Below are 17,184 nucleotides of genomic sequence, written 5' to 3' on the forward strand. Positions count from 1 at the left end.
TAAGCCTGAATTGCTGACGCCTGTTTCTCAGGACTCTGGCAGAATCCCGTAGTACTGCAACAGTGCATCACAATATTTTTCTCTGGCAGGAATCGCTTTGCAGCGGGCAATAAACCCCTGACTGTAAGCGTCCTGCTCCACAAAGTTCGACACAGTTCTGTCATTACGCCACTGATACAGGAAATCCAGAAGCTGCTGCTCCGATTCAACAGAGTCAAACCGTTTTTTTCCTTTCAGGTAAGTACACAGGACAGGAACATAACTTATATCTGAATCAAAACTCATCACTGCCTGCTGAACGCTATCCAGATGCCGGTCATGGTCATCTACCAGCATGACCTGCCCTGGTTTTGGCAGGAGTTTGTTTTCGATCAAAGCAATCAGCACTTCTCCTTTCCTGTTGCCCTGCCCGGCCAGTACCACACCATGCTCCACCACAAACTGCCTGCCTCCCGACAATGCAATAAATTGTTCAGCCCCTGTATCTGAAAAGGTGATACCGACTTCTTTTAGCTGCCACCGGGTCGCGTCGGCAACGGGCAGCCCCCGGGCGGTCATGCCAATAACTGTGACGCCTTTGCTGATCAGGTGGTTAATGGTGTCAGGCAATGTCTCATCGGTGAGCTGTACAGGGACTTTGCCATAAACCATCGTCAGCAGAGGATCAATCTCATCGACAATATCCTGCCTTGTCCTGTCAGGATTGCGTTGCATCTCCCTGTCAACCAGGTAATAGAACATCTCTGACCGTCCCAGCCACTGCCCTTCAGGCGTAGTAATGGTGGTATCGTCCAGATCCAGAATCACCAGACTCTGGTTATTAAGGGTTCCGTCATTAAACTTCTGCTGTAGAAACAACCCCGGTTGTGATGTTGTCGCCGCAGATGTCGGATAAGGGTTTATGATCAAGGCCATAAACCAGATAGCGACCAGCCAACGTATAAATTTATTGATTTTCAACACCGGACAGACACCTTACAGCTTTTAATTCATAAGCGATTAACAAGTGACCAAAAATAGCACATCAACGATTTCATACTGCAAAGGCATCGCATTAACCCTTACAATACTGCGCGGAAGGTAAATCTGGAGAGGACAGTGATCAGTAAACTGGACAACAAAACAACAAGCACTTTGTATCAGTCATTTGCAAAGGCTGTTCAGTCAGCCGGTTTTCTGGGTGATATCGAGCTGGGATACGCTGATCGCACGGTACTGGCAACAGACAACTCCATTTACCAGTTACTGCCGGAAGGCATTTTTTACCCTCGCTCTACCGGTGATTTGAGCCTTATTCTTACCCAGTCAGCCCGCCCGGAGTTTCAGCAGATTGTTTTATCCCCCAGGGGAGGTGGTACGGGTACTAACGGTCAGTCTTTAACCACCGGTTTTATGGTGGATACCAGTCGCTATATGAATCAGGTGCTGGAAATCAATGCTGAAGAGCGCTGGGCAAGGGTCCAGGCTGGTACGGTAAAAGATTACCTGAACGAACGGGTGGCAAAAGAAGGTCTGTTCTTTGCGCCGGAGCTGTCCACCAGCAACCGCGCCACCGTTGGCGGCATGGTCAACACCGATGCCAGCGGACAGGGTTCGGTGGTGTATGGTAAAACCCGGCACCATGTGCTGGAGCTGACCTCAGTGCTGGCAGACGGCACCGTTTGGACCTCATCAGCCATCAATAATGATGAACTGGACCAGCTGTGTCAGCGTGAAGACAGCATAGGAAGGATTCATCAAACAGTTCGTCAGGCACATGATGACCACAAACAGCAGGTAGAAGACATCTTCCCGAAGCTGAATCGCAACCTGACGGGTTATGACCTGGCCAATATCCGTAATCAGCAGGACGAATTTAACCTGAACGCCATACTCTGTGGTTCCGAAGGCACTCTGGCGATGGTCAGCGAAATCAAGGTTAACCTGCTGCCTATCCCTGAGACCTCTGCCCTGGTGCTGGTCTTTTACCAGAGCTTTCAGGAATCACTGCAGGATGCCCGGACCCTGATGGCAGCAAAACCCTGCTCCATTGAAACCATCGACTCCAGGGTACTGGGGTTAGCCAAAGCCGATACCATCTGGGAAAGTGTTAAGGAATTCTTCCCACAAAACAGTGAAGCTATTGACGGCATTAACTTTGTCGAGTTCACCGGTCACGATGAGGATGAAATAAACGACGGCATAGCCCGCCTGGTCACTGAACTGAATAAAAGCTCCGAAATTGAACGTTCTGGTCATCAGATCGTGATGGGGACTGCTAACGTTAAGAAAATCTGGGCGATGCGCAAACAGTCCGTTGGACTGCTGGGCAATATGAAAGGCGACGCACGCCCGATACCTTTTGTAGAAGATGTTGCCGTACCTCCGGAAAATCTGGCTGCCTTTATTCAACAGTTCAGAGCCCTGCTGGATAAACATCAACTGACGTATGGAATGTTTGGCCATGTCGATGCCGGCGTCCTGCATGTACGGCCTGCTATCGATATGAAAGACCCGCAGCAGGCCATGCTGGTGCGCTCAATCAGCGATGAAGTGGCAAAACTGGCGCAGTCCCATGGTGGCGTACTCTGGGGAGAGCATGGCAAAGGGGTTCGCTCTGAATACTCACCGGCTTTCTTTACCGACCTTTACCCGGTTCTGCAACACATTAAAAGCGCCTTTGACCCACATAACCAGCTGAACCCCGGCAAAATTGCGACGCCTGCCAGTCAGGAGCTGCTGAAGATTGACGGCGTTCAGACCCGGGGGGAACTGGACAGCACCATTGAACGCAAAGCCTTTGAAGCATTCACCAGTGGCATGTATTGCAACGGTAACGGTGCCTGTTTTAACTACAACCCTGCCAGCGCCATGTGTCCGACCTGGAAAGCTACTTACGACAGAACCCAGTCACCTAAAGGCAGGTCCGGCCTGGTCAGGGAGTGGCTGCGTCTGCAAAGCGCGGCAGGTACCAATATTGCCGAAGAAGTTCACAAGGTCAGGCAGGGCGGCCCGTTCTACAACGCCATGGACAAAGCCCGCAACACCATCGACAAACTCAGGGGCAAAGAAGACTTCAGCCATGAAGTGTACAAAGCGCTGGACCATTGCATGAGCTGTAAGTCCTGTGCCGGACAATGCCCGATTCAGGTCAACGTACCTGATCTGCGCTCCCGCTACTTTGAGCTTTACCACAGTCGCTACCCAAGACCTTTGAAACATCATATAGCCGGACTGCTGGAACCCATGCTGCCAGCTCTGGCGAAAATAAAACCGGTTTATAATTTCACTGCCCGGTCACAACTGGCTAACTGGCTGACCAGCAAAACCGTTGGACTTCAGGATCTTCCGGCGATTACCAGCACCTCACCACTGAATGACAGCTGTCGTTCAGGTGCCTCGGTTGCCACACCACAGTTGCTCGACTCCTTACCCGAAGAAGAGCGACTGCGAACAGTGATTATTGTGCAGGATGCCTTTACCAGTTTCTTTGAAACCCCGGTACTGACTGAACTGGTTGAGCTGCTGGTCAGGTTGGGCTATCGCCCCCTGGTAACGCCATTCCAGCCTAATGGCAAAGTACTGCATGTTTATGGTTATCTGGGCCGGTTCGAGAAAATAGCGCGAACGAATGGCACTGAACTGAAACAACTGGCTGAATCCGGCGTCAGCCTGATAGGCATTGATGCTGCCGTTACTCTCACCTATCGCGATGAATATCAGGAAGTGATGGAGAATAACGCACCAGAGGTATTGCTGCTGTCTGAGTGGTTCGCCAGAGAAGCTGAGAACATTGCTGCGCTTAACCTTGGATTGGAAGGGGATTACATTCTGCTGGGGCATTGTACCGAAACCACCAACGTTCCAGCCACTCCCTCACAATGGCAGGCATTGTACAAAGCCTTCGGTCTGAAGCTGACCTACCAGCCAACAGGCTGCTGCGGTATGGCGGGCATTTACGGCCATGAAACCCGCCACCAGGACGTTTCCCGCAGGGTTTATGAACTCAGCTGGCAGGACGTAGTCGAAAAGCCTGAAAATCAGGGCAAGCTGGTTGCAACGGGGTATTCCTGCCGCAGTCAGGTCAAGCGCCTGAGTGACTCCCGAATCCTTCATCCCGTACAAATGCTGCTGCACCTGATAAAAGACAAATACTAGTCACATGTCGTATGTATGAATAGCACTGTTCTTACTGGTGCTATTCATATCAAATAATAAATGTTTTATTTGATTTACATTTTTTCAGCCTGCATGCAGTTGAATCAGCAGGCCATTCTTCTTATCCAGCGCATCAGCCAGAGAGTATTGAGCCAGTACATTAAAAAAGGCATCCATTGCCTGATTCATAATATCTTTCAGCTGACAGGCAGAACAGTCGGGGCAGGCAATTTCCTCGCACTCAACCAGTGTGATGCTGGATTCCATCACTTTAACCACTTCTCCAAGGTTAATGTCTTCCGGCTGCATGCCCAGGCGAAAACCGCCACCTTTACCCCGGAATGTCTGCAGATAACCCAGCTGCCCCAGTCTTTGTACAATTTTCATCACATGAGTGCGTGGCACCTCAAAGGCATCAGTCACTTCCTGAACTGACAACAGGCGATCTCCTGTTTCCATTGCAGAATAAACAAGAATCCGAAGAGCAAAGTCCGTGTGTTTGGTTAATCTCATGATTTGATAGGAGGTATCTATAAATGTGTGATCTTTAATATCAGAGAAACGCACATGATGCACGAATTTCAATCTGGTTTCAGAGCATTTAAGTCCTTTTTGCTATGAAAATGCAACTATTCCAGGCTGTGTAGCCATTTTCATGTTTTGGGGTGAGCTGCATTTTCCACCCATGGCTGTTTTATTGCATAGTCTATACTCGCCTGCTTTCAATCACTGATGCCGGCGTTGCCTTTAATGAAGCACACAGCCCGTTTTAACATTCGATATCTGTTACTGGTTATACTGGTTTCAATATCCGTTTTAATAACAATGGTGACTACTGCCAATGCCAACCTTGACGAAGCGTCTTTTTCATTTTTAGTTTGCAGTTTTTCGCCAGACCGTCAGGACATAAACGAAGACGAACTGACAAATTCCATACCTGTTTATCTTAATGCGGATAATCAGACTGTTCTGATGCTACAGAATAAAGAGGTGTGGAAATTTCAAAGCTTGAACACACCCCTGACTGTCCTTTGTACTATAAAGCAAAAGCAGGAAAAGAAGCCGCCAGCCGGTTTCCGGAATCAGGCTTCCCCCAAGGATAAAAAAACCTCTGATAAAGGTGGTCATAAAAAACCGCCCCCCCGGTTCGTTCTTCCTGATCAACAGCTGCCTGCTTCTCTGCCTGAAGCTCCGCCCACTCTCCTGGGCATAGGCAGCAAGAGTTCCTTATCCCGGGGATTTGAGCCATTTGCGAGACCGGCAACCTATTCTGATCAACCCGCCACTGAGCCTGTAATTGATCAGCAGAGCTACCTGACCGTATTGCCTGCAAACCAACAGGACAAGCAATGGTGGAAAAGAGTGGAGTCTGTCTTTCTGGCACTGCTGCAAGGCGGTCCCCATGTTTACAACCGGTTTTCCCAATACTGGCAGCACCTGTTGCTCCTGCCATTAAGCCAACTGAATGAATTGGCTGGTGAAATACACAATTACTCTATGCAGGTTTCCGGTGAACCCTGGTTCAGGGATACCCTGACCTCTCCGGAGGCACAAGGTTTCAGAAAAACAATGCTTGCCTTAATTCGACAGGAGCAGGAAATCAGGGAGGTTATTGAGAGAGCCCGCCAGCAGGGTATTTCAGTGGATTTACAACGCATTCTGCAAAACCTGCAAATGGTTCTGGAAGCAAACCTTTCTGACTCACTGGCCATGGTGATGAACACCACTCACCAGTCCCTGACAAGAGAGCAGAAAAAAGCCGCAGGACAATCATTTTTACGGGCAGCCATGATGGCTGTTGACGACTCTGAATATGACTCGCTTACCTCCAAAACAGTCTTAACACCGGTTGAGGCGACACTGAAACTTCAGGACTCCACCTTTTACAAGCTTGCAGCCAGTCACAACGATCACAATCTGCTGCAAATCCTACAGAACAGGCTTATGCTGCTGGAGGTCAAACTTGATGAAGAACTGTGTCGGCTCTCTATAGAGCAAGGCACAGTTGAAGCCTCAGACAATGCTGATGGGTGCGGAGGTATTGTTTTAGGTATGGTGGCGCACCCGGAAGGAGAGGATAAAAAAGAGCAGGGTAAAAGCTCCCAGAGCAATCAGCCAGCGGATACCCAACCTTCCAGCACAGGTCAGCAACCCACCGGACAGGGTCATCCTTCAGATACCGGGGCAGGAGGTCGCGGGAATAACAATGAACCCTGCCATGAACATATTGGGGCAACTTGTCCGCACCCGTATTGCAACAACGGCCCCTGCCGTTGCCATGAGTGTCTGCAGGCCGACTCAACTCAAAGCGGGGGAATACGGAAACAGCGGTTTTCAGCCGAACACCTCCGCGATAGCATTCCCGATGCTTTTCAGGCACTTCTTGCCCCCCCGATAAACCTGTCACCGGAAATCGTCATCAGGCAACTCTACCCGCAGGCACACATTATCAGAGAAACCTCCGATACAGAGTCTGTTACCGAAGAGCATCCCCCCCAGCGCTCCCGTCGCTTTAGTGTACCCGATCTGTCCATGCCAACCACCGGAACAGCAACGGCCTTGAATGCTGTTCAGGCAAGTACTGAGAATGAGTCTCGCTATACGAATCTTGAAAACAAAACCATCGAAGAAATTCTTAAAGACATCAATGAAGAAGACCGGCATGTATCCTCTGCACTGGAAGCCTCAGGCACAATGATTTTAAAGCTTCTACAGAAGGTGCAGGAAACCATCAGGCGTAACGGCAGGGTATTTCTTATTGGGGCTGGCAGCAGTGGGCGACTGGCGATAGTCAGTTCAATATCTGATCCGGAAAAGCTTGTTGCACTGATTGCCGGAGGTGACGGGGCTATTGCAACCTCTAAGGGCGGAGCGGAAGACAATTATATTTCAGCCTGGCGTGAGCTTTCTGAAGTACACAATATCAACCGGAAAGATCTGCTTATAGGGATCACAGCCTCTGGCAGAACACCCTATGCGGCAGGCGCTCTCGCTATTGCCAGAGAACAGGGGATTCCTACTGGCTCGATTGCATGCAGCAGGAATGCAAAAATATCCGGGCTGTCTGATACTCCGGTCGAAACCGATGCGGGTCCGGAATACATTACCGGCAGTACCCGCATGAAATCAGCCACTACACAGAAAATCATTTTAGATATGATCTCAAGGGTAGCCATCGACCCGGATCAGAACTTAGACGCACTCTTACAGAGATTTATCAAAGGCAGTGCTGAAATTACCAGAGCGCTCTCTGAATCTCTGCCACAGCTTAAAGCGCTGATAGAAAAGGTGGTCCCTGTCATACAAAATCAAGGGCGTCTTATTTACCTCGGAACAGAGTCACCCGGTCGGCTGGCTGTTATTGATGCCTCAGAATGCCCCCCAACCTTTGGCGTTGAACCTGAAACCGTAACCGGGCTGATTGAGGGCGGTCATGTGGCTCTCAGGCGCAGACTCACCAAAGCACAAAAAGAAAGAGCCAATGCCCTGGAAGACCTCCAGTCACAAGGCGCTTCCAGTAATGATATCGTGATCGGTGTTGGCATAGAGGGTCTTCCAGAGTACGTACAGCAGGGTTTGACCAAAGCAGAGAAAGCCGGCATAGCAACAGCTTCCATCATGGTTCAGAAGAGTAAATCTGAAAAAAGTGATCACGATGCTGTAGCGATTTTATTACCGTTTTCTGAAAACCCGGCAGAGTACGAAGTGCTGGCGGAAACTGCGATCAAGCAGGCTCTGAATATGTTGACAACTGCCACCATGATTATGAATGGAAGAATCGCTGGTAACAGTATGAAATACATGCAGGCGTCAAATGAAAAGCTGGTTGCCAGACAAGCCATTAATCTCGCCAGGATAGAAGACATTACGCGATTAGCTGCCAGAGCCCTCCTGACGATTTTCAAATCCACAGCGGCTTCGATGGAATACCTGAGGAAAATGAGGAAATCATCAAAACCTCAATAGTTTTTCCTTTTGCCAGCCTGATTCAGGCTCACAACGACCATAGCGGAAAAGAATACCGCCTGATATCTGCAACGGTTATTATGAGCCTTTACCTGACAAATACTCCTCTATGGCAAAATCGAAAACCCGCAAGGCCTACGTCTGCACCGAGTGTGGCAGCGAATCTGCAAAATGGCAGGGACAATGCCCCGACTGTAAAGCCTGGAATACTTTTAAAGAGGTTAACCTTGGCCCTGCCGCTTCGCCTTCTATTGCTGCAGCTAATAAATCAGGCTTTGCCGGTACCCTGTCGGGCCTGCAAACGCTCAGCGAAGTGGATGTTGCCGAAGCACCACGTTTTTCCAGCGGCATGTCAGAGTTTGACCGTGTTCTGGGCGGAGGCTTTGTTAAGGGCAGCGCGGTTCTGATTGGCGGTCATCCCGGCGCAGGTAAAAGTACCATTCTGCTGCAGGTGCTTTGCCATGTTGCCCAACAAATGGATGCGCTCTACGTTTCCGGCGAAGAATCATTACAACAGATCGCTGCCCGGGCCAGACGACTGGGACTGCCTACCGACCGGTTGAAAATGCTGGCTGAAACCAGTGCCGAAAATATTGTTGCGGTTGCCGAACAGCAAAAACCGGGCATTATTGTTATTGACTCGATTCAGGTCATGTTTATGAACGGTGTGGATGCGGCGCCCGGCGGCGTGGCCCAGGTAAAGGAGTCTGCGGCCTTTCTCACCCGTTTCGCCAAACAGACCGGAACCGTGCTGCTGATTGTCGGGCATGTTACCAAAGACAACTCTCTGGCGGGACCAATGACACTGTCGCATATCATTGATACCCAGTTAATGCTGGGCAATACCGACGACTCCCGTTTCCGCATTATGCGCGCCACCAAAAACCGTTTTGGTCAGGTCAATGAGCTGGGTATTTTTGCCATGACGGAAACCGGTATGAAGGAAGTCAAAAACCCTTCTGCCATCTTCCTGTCCCGAACCCCTGAACCCACTTCCGGCAGTATTATCAGCGTACTCTGGGAAGGTACCCGCCCGCTTCTGGTTGAAATTCAGGCACTGGTGGTTGAATCCCAGCTGGGCAACCCTCGTCGTGTCACCGTCGGTCTGGACCAAAATCGTCTGGCCATGCTGCTGGCAATCCTTACCCGACACGGCGGCATTTTCACCAGTGACCAGGATGTGTTTATCAACGTTGTTGGAGGCGTTAAGGTCAGTGAAACCTCTGCCGACCTTGCCAGCCTGCTGGCAGTGGTTTCCAGCCTGCGTGACACGCCGCTGCAACAGGATCTGATCGCCTTTGGAGAAGTGGGTCTGGCCGGAGAGATCCGTCCGGTTGCCAATGGTCAGGAACGACTGGCAGAAGCAGCCAAGCACGGCTTTAAACGGGCAATTGTTCCGGTTGCGAATAAGCCCAGAAAGCCCATTGAGGGATTTGAAGTGGTGGGTGTCAGTAAACTGTCCGAAGCTCTGGAGGCGATTTAAAGTCGCCGCTGGCCTTTATGGGGTATCGTATTCCCATGCCCCATAAAACGTTCCCATATCATCTTTGCTCTGTACACTGTGTTGATCATACCTGATCCAGTACTCCCAGAAGGCTGAATCTTTACTACCGTTGACGACAATGACCTTTCCCCTCTCGCAATGACTGGGGTTAATATCAGCCCAGTTTAGATAAGTGAACACTTTCTTGTTCGTTTTCGTGTCCCCCCCCGTGCATTGCGATACAAACTGATCATCTGTTTTTGATGACCCCAGAATGGTATACCCCTTTCTATCCAGCCGGTAAGGCCAGACATCGTGCCATTCCAGCTGCCCCGAAGTGATATCCCATACGGGAAGGAAAGCGATAACCCGATCCTGATTCCCAAGCTTAATATCTCTTCCTCTGACAACAACAAAGTTTTCAGCCCGGGAACGTTTTGCAAGCAGCTTGCTGACCGCTTTTCGACTGCATTCTTCCTGCCACTTTCCATCAGGCATGAAGCCACAATAGTCGACTATGCCGCTGACTATTTCTCTGAATAAACCTGCCTGGCCACCGGCTATCCAGGCAGATCTGATCCCCTTTATCATCTGCAACCACTGCTCTTCTGTGATTTGACCCAGCAGATGATGTCCCGAATGCACCATTAAAAGACGGCGACCCTGTAGTTTTTCTTTTTTTCTCTCAGCCTTCGAAAGAGCCTTTTGGTTCACAGGGCCCATACTTCCCTGCTTGAGACTGACCGAAAAAATACGATAGTCCACAACCCTGTGTTCCTCAGATAATTCATCCAGCACCTGCAGGATGTCGCGGTTCAATCCGTCGTCATTGTCCAGGCTTGCACAAAGATGCCTGATATAGCGATGACTGAATTTTTCACAATCAACAGGAGCCTGTCCCCAGAAACCTCTCATTTTATAACCGAAATAACCTGCGGCAACAGCTATCAGGCCTTTGTACCAATGATTGTCACGAGCATCCTGGATTTGCTGTTTCCTGCCTTTAAGGTCAGGTTTTGTATTGACACCCGTTTTTTTATGTTGTTCTTCGGCACTTTTCTCAAGATCACCGGGTGCGGTAATAAGACTGCCATCCACATTGTGAGGTTGAGAATTTTCATTATTATACTTTTTTAAAATCAGATTTTCTCTGCCAATATCTTTTATGTTTTTTTCCAACACTCCAATTTTATTATTTAATTCCTTTTTCTTTGCTCTTAAAAGCTGTTGCTCACCCTCCATTTTTTTTATCCTGCCTTTAAGCCCTGAAACTACAGTATCCATTGATCTTTGATTAAGTTCCTTTTTTAAAGAGCTTATCTTTTTTTTCTGCTTTTCATTTTCTTCCACACCCGTCTGAATAAGCTGCTTTGACTCTTTCACTGCTTCAGTCAGCTGTTTGTTTTCAGAAGACAGGCTTATATGTTCTGACTCCTTCGCTGCCAGAACTTCTTCTAACTCCGATACCTTATCACCCAGACGTTCATTTTCTGAAGACAAGCTTGCATGTTCTGAATCTTTCTCTATAAGAACTTTTTCTAACGTCGACACCTTATCACTCAGGCGTTTATTTTCTGGGGGCAGACTTGCAAGTTCCGAATCCTTCGCTAAAAGTGTTTCTTCTAACGCCGATATTTCATCATCCAAACGTTTATTTTCAGAAGACAGGCTTGCATATTCTAAATCCTTTATTGAAAGATCCTGTCCTAATCTCGATACTTCACCACCCAGATGTTTATTCCTAGAAGACAGGACTGCTCTTTCTTCTGCACCTGCACGCATATGCTGCGCCATGTTATGCATTTCACCATTCAGGCGTTGATATTCAGTAAGCAGTCTGCCATATTCAGAACCTCTAATTAAAAGCAATTGTTTTAACCTGGATACCTCATTACCCAAAAATTTTTTTTCAGAAGACAGGACGGCTCTTTCTTCCACACCTGCATGAACATGCCGTACTGATTCAAACATTTCGTTAATCAGACGTTGATTTTCAGCAAGCAGTTTGACCTGTTCCGAATCCTTTATTAAAATATTTTTTTCTAAGTTAGACACTTCACCCTTCAGATATTCATTATTAGCAGACAGTGTTTGAACACTCAGATTCAACTCCAACATTTCACTACTCAGACACTTATTATCAGAAAACAACCTGTCTATTTTTTTTGTTTTTTCTCCAATTTCTTCAAGCAGCTTTGACTCATTATCATCCATGACTTTATTCTTAGCAGATAAGCTTTTTATTTTATTATCTTTGTTGTTTATTTCTCTCATTAGCTTGAGGCTTTTTTCATCACTCTTCTTTTGTAGTATCTTAAGACTGGACTTTTTTTCTTCTTCAGTTTTAGATATACGCCCGGACAAATACTCAACATTTTCAAGTGCTTTTTTTAACTCTACCTTTGTTCCATAAAACTGACTGTACAGTGATTTAATTTGTTTTTCCTGACTATCTACTTCCTTAGTCAGTTCGGCATTCTGAACTTGCAGCTTTATACTTTCCAAACGACTTCTGAATACAATATTTTCAGGAAAAACTTTATTAAGCAAAAGAATACGACCCCAGTGCTTACCCTCCTTTCGTATGGTATTGGTACCACGCTTCCGAGCTTCAAAGCATAACCCTCTGTTAACACACTCACTAATCACTTCTGCCTCTGTAGTAAAAGATGGCACCCTTTCAGAATTAACCATAGCTACATCCAGGTTCGGAAGATAATCATTGAATTTTCCCCATCCACCAACCCCTTTAAAATAAAAAGCACTATGCATATAAGGTGCATTCTCATTATTTTTCTCGGGAAAGGTAAATAACAAATTTTCTTGTTTAAAATTTGAAATTTCAAACCCAGAACCTTCAAGTTTTTCTTCCATATATTTTTTAAAAATATCAACATGGTCAAATAGCCACGCTAAGAAAACATCAATATCATTTGTAACAGGCAGGTTCCCCTCATGCAGAGATCCTTGATGGAGGGGATTTTTGAGGAAAAACAGTCTTGCTAACCATCCACCATAAAAACGACGTTCTATTTTTTTTTCGGTACAGAAGCTTGCGATAATCCATTCCAGATCATTTTGCAATTTTCTAATTACAAAGGCAAATTCCCTGAACTCATAAAATCTTTTCAGAATTGTGTTGAACATTGCCTGAGTCATTTTTACGGTATACTCTTCACTCATGCCGGTCTCATTAGAAGAAGCAGACTGGCCGGCAAAGAGGGAAGGATTGATATAACGAGCAAGGCGCCTGCTTACCACCATTGGCCATTGGTCACTGGTCACTCCCTCAACAGGCAAAATCTGAAGCATACCTGCACTGCTTAACGTATAAACTAAGTCTTCGACATTCTGCAATGTCACAGCAAGTGAAGCTTGTCCATTAATCCCGCTATTGTAATAAAAAGACCCTGTTGCCCGCCGCAGAAGACTCTTTGGAGCGGTCATGTAATCCGGTAACTTAGTATCAGCGGGAAATGGAGGCTTCTCATCATCTCTATCTTCTTTTTTTCTCCAGGGTGTTCCAGCAGCCTTTTTATCTGCCATGCTGGACGTATGTTTCGTACTTTGCCTGATGATTGGTCTGTCTCCAGATCCGGAAGACGCCCCCCCTGATCTGGGTGCCTTTCTTATATGTGACTCCGGGACATTATCGGGGAAATAAATCGGCTTACCCTTCCAGTCAGGGCAATACAGATAGCCAGAATTAATTGCTGGAATAATTGCGTTCTTTATATCTGAGCCGGCCTCTGGATGCCTTATGGAAAGTGCTTTGGAAAGTACTTTAAACACCGGTTCGGACGCTAAAAAAGAAGACTGGTACCATCCTATAAACAGCCTGTTAAACTCTGCGATCGCCATAGCAGTGTTTGCCGCCAGCAGTCGCTGACTCAACCACTGAGGAACCGTCAGCTCTATCGGCACCCCCGATTCTTCAGATTTCATCGAACCGGCTAACTGAATGGTTAAATCGGTTGTTGTACTTCCTTCTTCAGGTTCGCTCCAGGCAATTTGCCAGTAGCGTTCAATATTCATCCCGTCAAATCGCTTTATCCAGTAGATACCACTGTCACTACCCACTTCGTAGGTGTTGGTTGAATTGTCACGGTCTGGAAGAGTGATTGAGAATGTTATTCCCGATGCATCCTGCTGCAAAACTTCCAGTTCTGCTCTCCAGTCATGACTCCTTACCGTTGACTGGCCCGGTGATAAGTGCTGCGCCATCTCAGTAACATAAGCTACCAGACTGTGCAGAGTGCCAAAATTTTCCCGCTGTAACTGATAGTGTGCTTCGACCTCTATCTGTGTCTGATAACCAAGCACCGGATTGGTTGTACAGGCTTCAGAAGTGGCACTGGGTATCGCGGCAGTCTTCCATTCGGGATCAGAAAGCAGAAGCCCGGAAAACAAAAGTCCAGAAACCCATTGTTGAAACCTGTCGCATAGATGGAAGAAAAGCACAATACTGGAAATCAGGCTATAAGCCCGAAAATCAGAATAGACTGTCTGTTTTCGGGGCAAGCAGGCGTTCTTATAAAAGCTGTCTGGCAACAGGAGCGCAAAAGACACCGCCAGTTGGAGAACTGCTGCCGACTCCAGACTCTTAAGATCCAGCGGAACCTTTATTGAAACACCCGGAACAGAGAACTCTGCATGATAGAGCGCAGCATCCTCTGACGTTGTAGCAGCGAAAAGACGAGCGGAGTGTATGCCGGACACCAGCAAAAACAGAAAGAGCAGTTGTAAGAAAAGCGTACCTGTTTTTATTCTAAGCAGCATCTGCCCTACACCCTTTTTAAGGCTCCCAGTATAGACCTCAAATCAAGGCTTTCTCCTCTGAATTGTCTGCCAATACCTGATGGCACACGGTATACTTCGGCTCCATTGAGGATCAGACAGGAGGCCATCATGCTCAAAGGTCTATACGGTGTTACCGACAGCCATCTGCTACCCGACGACAACAGCCTGCTGCACGCAGCAGAACAGGCTTTGCATGGTGGTATGAAGGTTCTGCAATATCGCGATAAAAGCGACGACCAGGGAAAACGTCTGCGTCAGGCCGGAGCCCTGAAAGTACTCTGCCACCAGCATCAGGCGATCCTGATTATTAATGACGACGTAGAACTGGCAGCGGCCGTTGAAGCCGATGGCGTACACGTCGGCCAGAGTGATGCGTCCGTTGCCGAAGCCAGAAGCCGTCTGGGCGATTACGCCATTATCGGTGTCAGTTGTGGAGGCTCTATAGAGCTGGCACAAAAAGCCGTTGACGCAGGTGCCAACTACATCGCCTTTGGCAAATTTTTCGACTCCAGAACCAAACCGGATGCCAAAACCGCCAGTCTCTCAGTGCTGCCAGAAGCCAAACAGCGTTTTGAAGTACCTGTGGTAGCTATTGGCGGCATTACCGTAGATAATGCTTCCCAAATAATAGAGGCAGGCGCGGACATGGTCGCTGTTGTAAACAACCTGTTTGCGGCATCCGACATCCAGCTCCGGGCTCGTGAACTGAGTGGATTTTACCAATAAGGAAAACATTCATGGCTCGATCCGACAACCGTTCCAACGCTTTGTTCAGTGAAGCGCAGCAAGTCATTCCCGGTGGAGTAAATTCACCCGTTCGCGCGTTTAAAGGCGTTGGTGGCAAACCCGTTTTCTTCCAGAGCGCCCTCGGAGCCCATGTAAAGGACGTTGACGGCAATGAGCTTATTGATTATGTCGGTTCATGGGGGCCAATGATTCTCGGCCATAACCATCCGGATGTGGTGGCTGCTGTGCGAGAACAGGCATTGCAGGGGCTGAGTTTTGGTGCGCCTACTGCGCTGGAAACCGAACTGGCCCTGAAGGTGCGCCAGCTGTTCCCGTCTATGGAGCTGCTGCGAATGGTGAACTCTGGTACCGAAGCCACCATGAGTGCCATTCGTCTGGCTCGCGGCTTTACCGGCCGGGATCGCATCATCAAGTTTGAAGGCTGCTACCACGGTCATTCCGACTCTCTGCTGGTTAAAGCCGGTTCCGGCGCCCTGACCCTGGGCGTACCCAGTTCTCCCGGTGTTCCTGAAGCACTGGCAGAAAACACCATAACCCTGACCTTTAATGACCTGGATTCTGTCGAGGAAACCTTCAGTGAAGTGGGTTCTGAAATCGCCTGTATTATCGTTGAGCCTGTCGCTGGCAATATGAACTGCATTCCTCCGGTTCCGGGCTTCCTGCAGGGGTTACGTCGAATCTGTGACGAACACGGAGCCCTGTTGATTTTTGACGAAGTGATGACCGGCTTCCGGGTAGCCCTCGGGGGCGCTCAGGCGTATTACGACATCAAACCTGATTTAACCACTCTCGGCAAGATCATCGGTGGCGGACTGCCTGTGGGTGCCTTTGGAGGTCGCCGGGATGTCATGAAGCACCTTGCGCCACTGGGGCCGGTTTATCAGGCAGGCACCTTGTCAGGTAATCCACTGGCCATGGCGGCAGGTCTGGCAACGCTGAACAATATTGTTCAGCCGGGCTTTCATGACGACCTGACCGACAAGGCAGAACAACTGCTGAAAGGGTTCAGGCATCAGGCGGACCTGGCAGGAATTCCTTTGCGAACCGTTCAGGTGGGGGCCATGTTTGGCCTGTTCTTTACCGAACAGGAAACGGTGGAACGATTCGATCAGGTGATGGCCTGTGACAGCGAACTGTATGGACGCTTCTTCCATGCCATGCTGGACGAAGGGGTTTATCTGGCTCCTTCTGCCTTTGAAGCCGGTTTCATTTCTGCCGCCCACTGTGATCAGGAAATAGAACAGACCGTTGCTGCCGCTGGCCGGGCTTTTCAATCTTTATTAAACCCTTGAATTACTCTTTATCACCGGGCGTAATGACTAATTGTTCACTGAGTACTCGTTCATTGAAAGATAGCTCTTCGCTCATGGCTGTTTATGATTTCTCTTGCTATGTCTGATGCGGTGCTGGCTTTTGCCAGCGCCTTTCCTGTTTTCCTTTTATCCCAGCAAAAGGACTTTGACCCGGCGCACAAGCTGCCTGCCAAAGCCGCTTTGTTTGGCTTTCTGCTGATGGCAATCGGAGCCGGGCTAGGGGTACTAAAGTACGGTTTTTCCTCTGTCTGGGCAGGGCCTTACTGGATGTTCAACAATATTGCCACCTTTATGTCCCCTCCCCTGGTCACTATTGCCATGGTGCAGATTCTGATGGCAAAGTTCTGGAGTGCCGCAGCCTGGGGAAGAACGATTCTGGCGATCTGCCTGCTGTTCGAAGTGTCGCGCTGGTATGGGGTGGAAACGGTTTACCGGGATCTGCAACTGACACTGTGCATAGTCGCAGGTCTGGTGATGGTCACCCGTTCCTACATGAGCGCAGGTACCAAAGTCCTGATTATGGTGTCCTTTGCCAGTTTCTTTGTCGGTGGCATGCTGATTGGCAATGAAGGCACCATTGCGGGCTATCTGCGCCTGAACCTGTTTCGTTACTTTATCGCCCTTGGCAACCTGATGCTCGGTACCGGGCTTTACTTTCTGCTCCGCCAGAAAAAGCCAGAAAAGCTCTGAATCTGTCTATTGCTCGCAGCCTATACTTGGCGTATTCATTAATACTTT

General features: G+C 48.5%; 9 protein-coding genes. 6 read left to right on the top strand and 3 right to left on the bottom strand.

All coding sequences use genetic code 11. The annotated features are described in order from the left end of the window. Window positions 1–27 precede the first annotated feature (27 nt). Complete coding sequence (locus V5J35_RS09150) at window positions 28–915, bottom strand: DUF2608 domain-containing protein (RefSeq protein ID WP_354010958.1); 888 nt, start codon at window positions 913–915, stop codon at window positions 28–30. A 183-nt stretch (window positions 916–1,098) separates the two neighbouring features. Here V5J35_RS09150 and ydiJ point away from each other — a divergent pair, with 183 nt between their 5' ends. Then, on the top strand, window positions 1,099–4,137 hold the full coding sequence (gene ydiJ / locus V5J35_RS09155; protein ID WP_354010959.1) for a D-2-hydroxyglutarate dehydrogenase YdiJ: 3,039 nt from the start codon (window positions 1,099–1,101) through the stop codon (window positions 4,135–4,137). 84 nt (window positions 4,138–4,221) lie between these two features. On the opposite strand, the gene V5J35_RS09160 is transcribed toward ydiJ, so the two are convergent. Further along, the gene (locus V5J35_RS09160; RefSeq protein WP_354010960.1) at window positions 4,222–4,650 is read right to left on the bottom strand and encodes an RrF2 family transcriptional regulator; all 429 of its coding nucleotides are present in this window, start codon (window positions 4,648–4,650) and stop codon (window positions 4,222–4,224) included. 237 nt (window positions 4,651–4,887) lie between these two features. Here V5J35_RS09160 and V5J35_RS09165 point away from each other — a divergent pair, with 237 nt between their 5' ends. Next, window positions 4,888–8,103, top strand: a complete 3,216-nt coding sequence (locus V5J35_RS09165) for an N-acetylmuramic acid 6-phosphate etherase (protein ID WP_354010961.1) — start codon at window positions 4,888–4,890, stop codon at window positions 8,101–8,103. A 109-nt stretch (window positions 8,104–8,212) separates the two neighbouring features. Then, complete coding sequence (gene radA, locus V5J35_RS09170) at window positions 8,213–9,586, top strand: DNA repair protein RadA (RefSeq protein WP_354010962.1); 1,374 nt, start codon at window positions 8,213–8,215, stop codon at window positions 9,584–9,586. Window positions 9,587–9,601: 15 nt separating this feature from the next. On the opposite strand, the gene V5J35_RS09175 is transcribed toward radA, so the two are convergent. Further along, the gene (locus V5J35_RS09175; RefSeq protein ID WP_354010963.1) at window positions 9,602–14,365 is read right to left on the bottom strand and encodes a hypothetical protein; all 4,764 of its coding nucleotides are present in this window, start codon (window positions 14,363–14,365) and stop codon (window positions 9,602–9,604) included. Between the two features lie 129 nt (window positions 14,366–14,494). Between V5J35_RS09175 and thiE the strand changes: the two genes are divergently transcribed. From thiE to V5J35_RS09190, 3 genes are all read left to right on the top strand, one after another. Further along, complete coding sequence (gene thiE / locus V5J35_RS09180; protein WP_354010964.1) at window positions 14,495–15,112, top strand: thiamine phosphate synthase; 618 nt, start codon at window positions 14,495–14,497, stop codon at window positions 15,110–15,112. Window positions 15,113–15,123: 11 nt separating this feature from the next. After that, the gene (gene hemL, locus V5J35_RS09185) at window positions 15,124–16,425 is read left to right on the top strand and encodes a glutamate-1-semialdehyde 2,1-aminomutase (RefSeq protein ID WP_354010965.1); all 1,302 of its coding nucleotides are present in this window, start codon (window positions 15,124–15,126) and stop codon (window positions 16,423–16,425) included. 84 nt (window positions 16,426–16,509) lie between these two features. After that, complete coding sequence (locus V5J35_RS09190) at window positions 16,510–17,136, top strand: hypothetical protein (protein ID WP_354010966.1); 627 nt, start codon at window positions 16,510–16,512, stop codon at window positions 17,134–17,136. Window positions 17,137–17,184: the final 48 nt, after the last annotated feature.

The sequence above is a fragment of the Endozoicomonas sp. NE40 genome, from assembly GCF_040549045.1.
Classification (GTDB): domain Bacteria; phylum Pseudomonadota; class Gammaproteobacteria; order Pseudomonadales; family Endozoicomonadaceae; genus Endozoicomonas_A; species Endozoicomonas_A lisbonensis.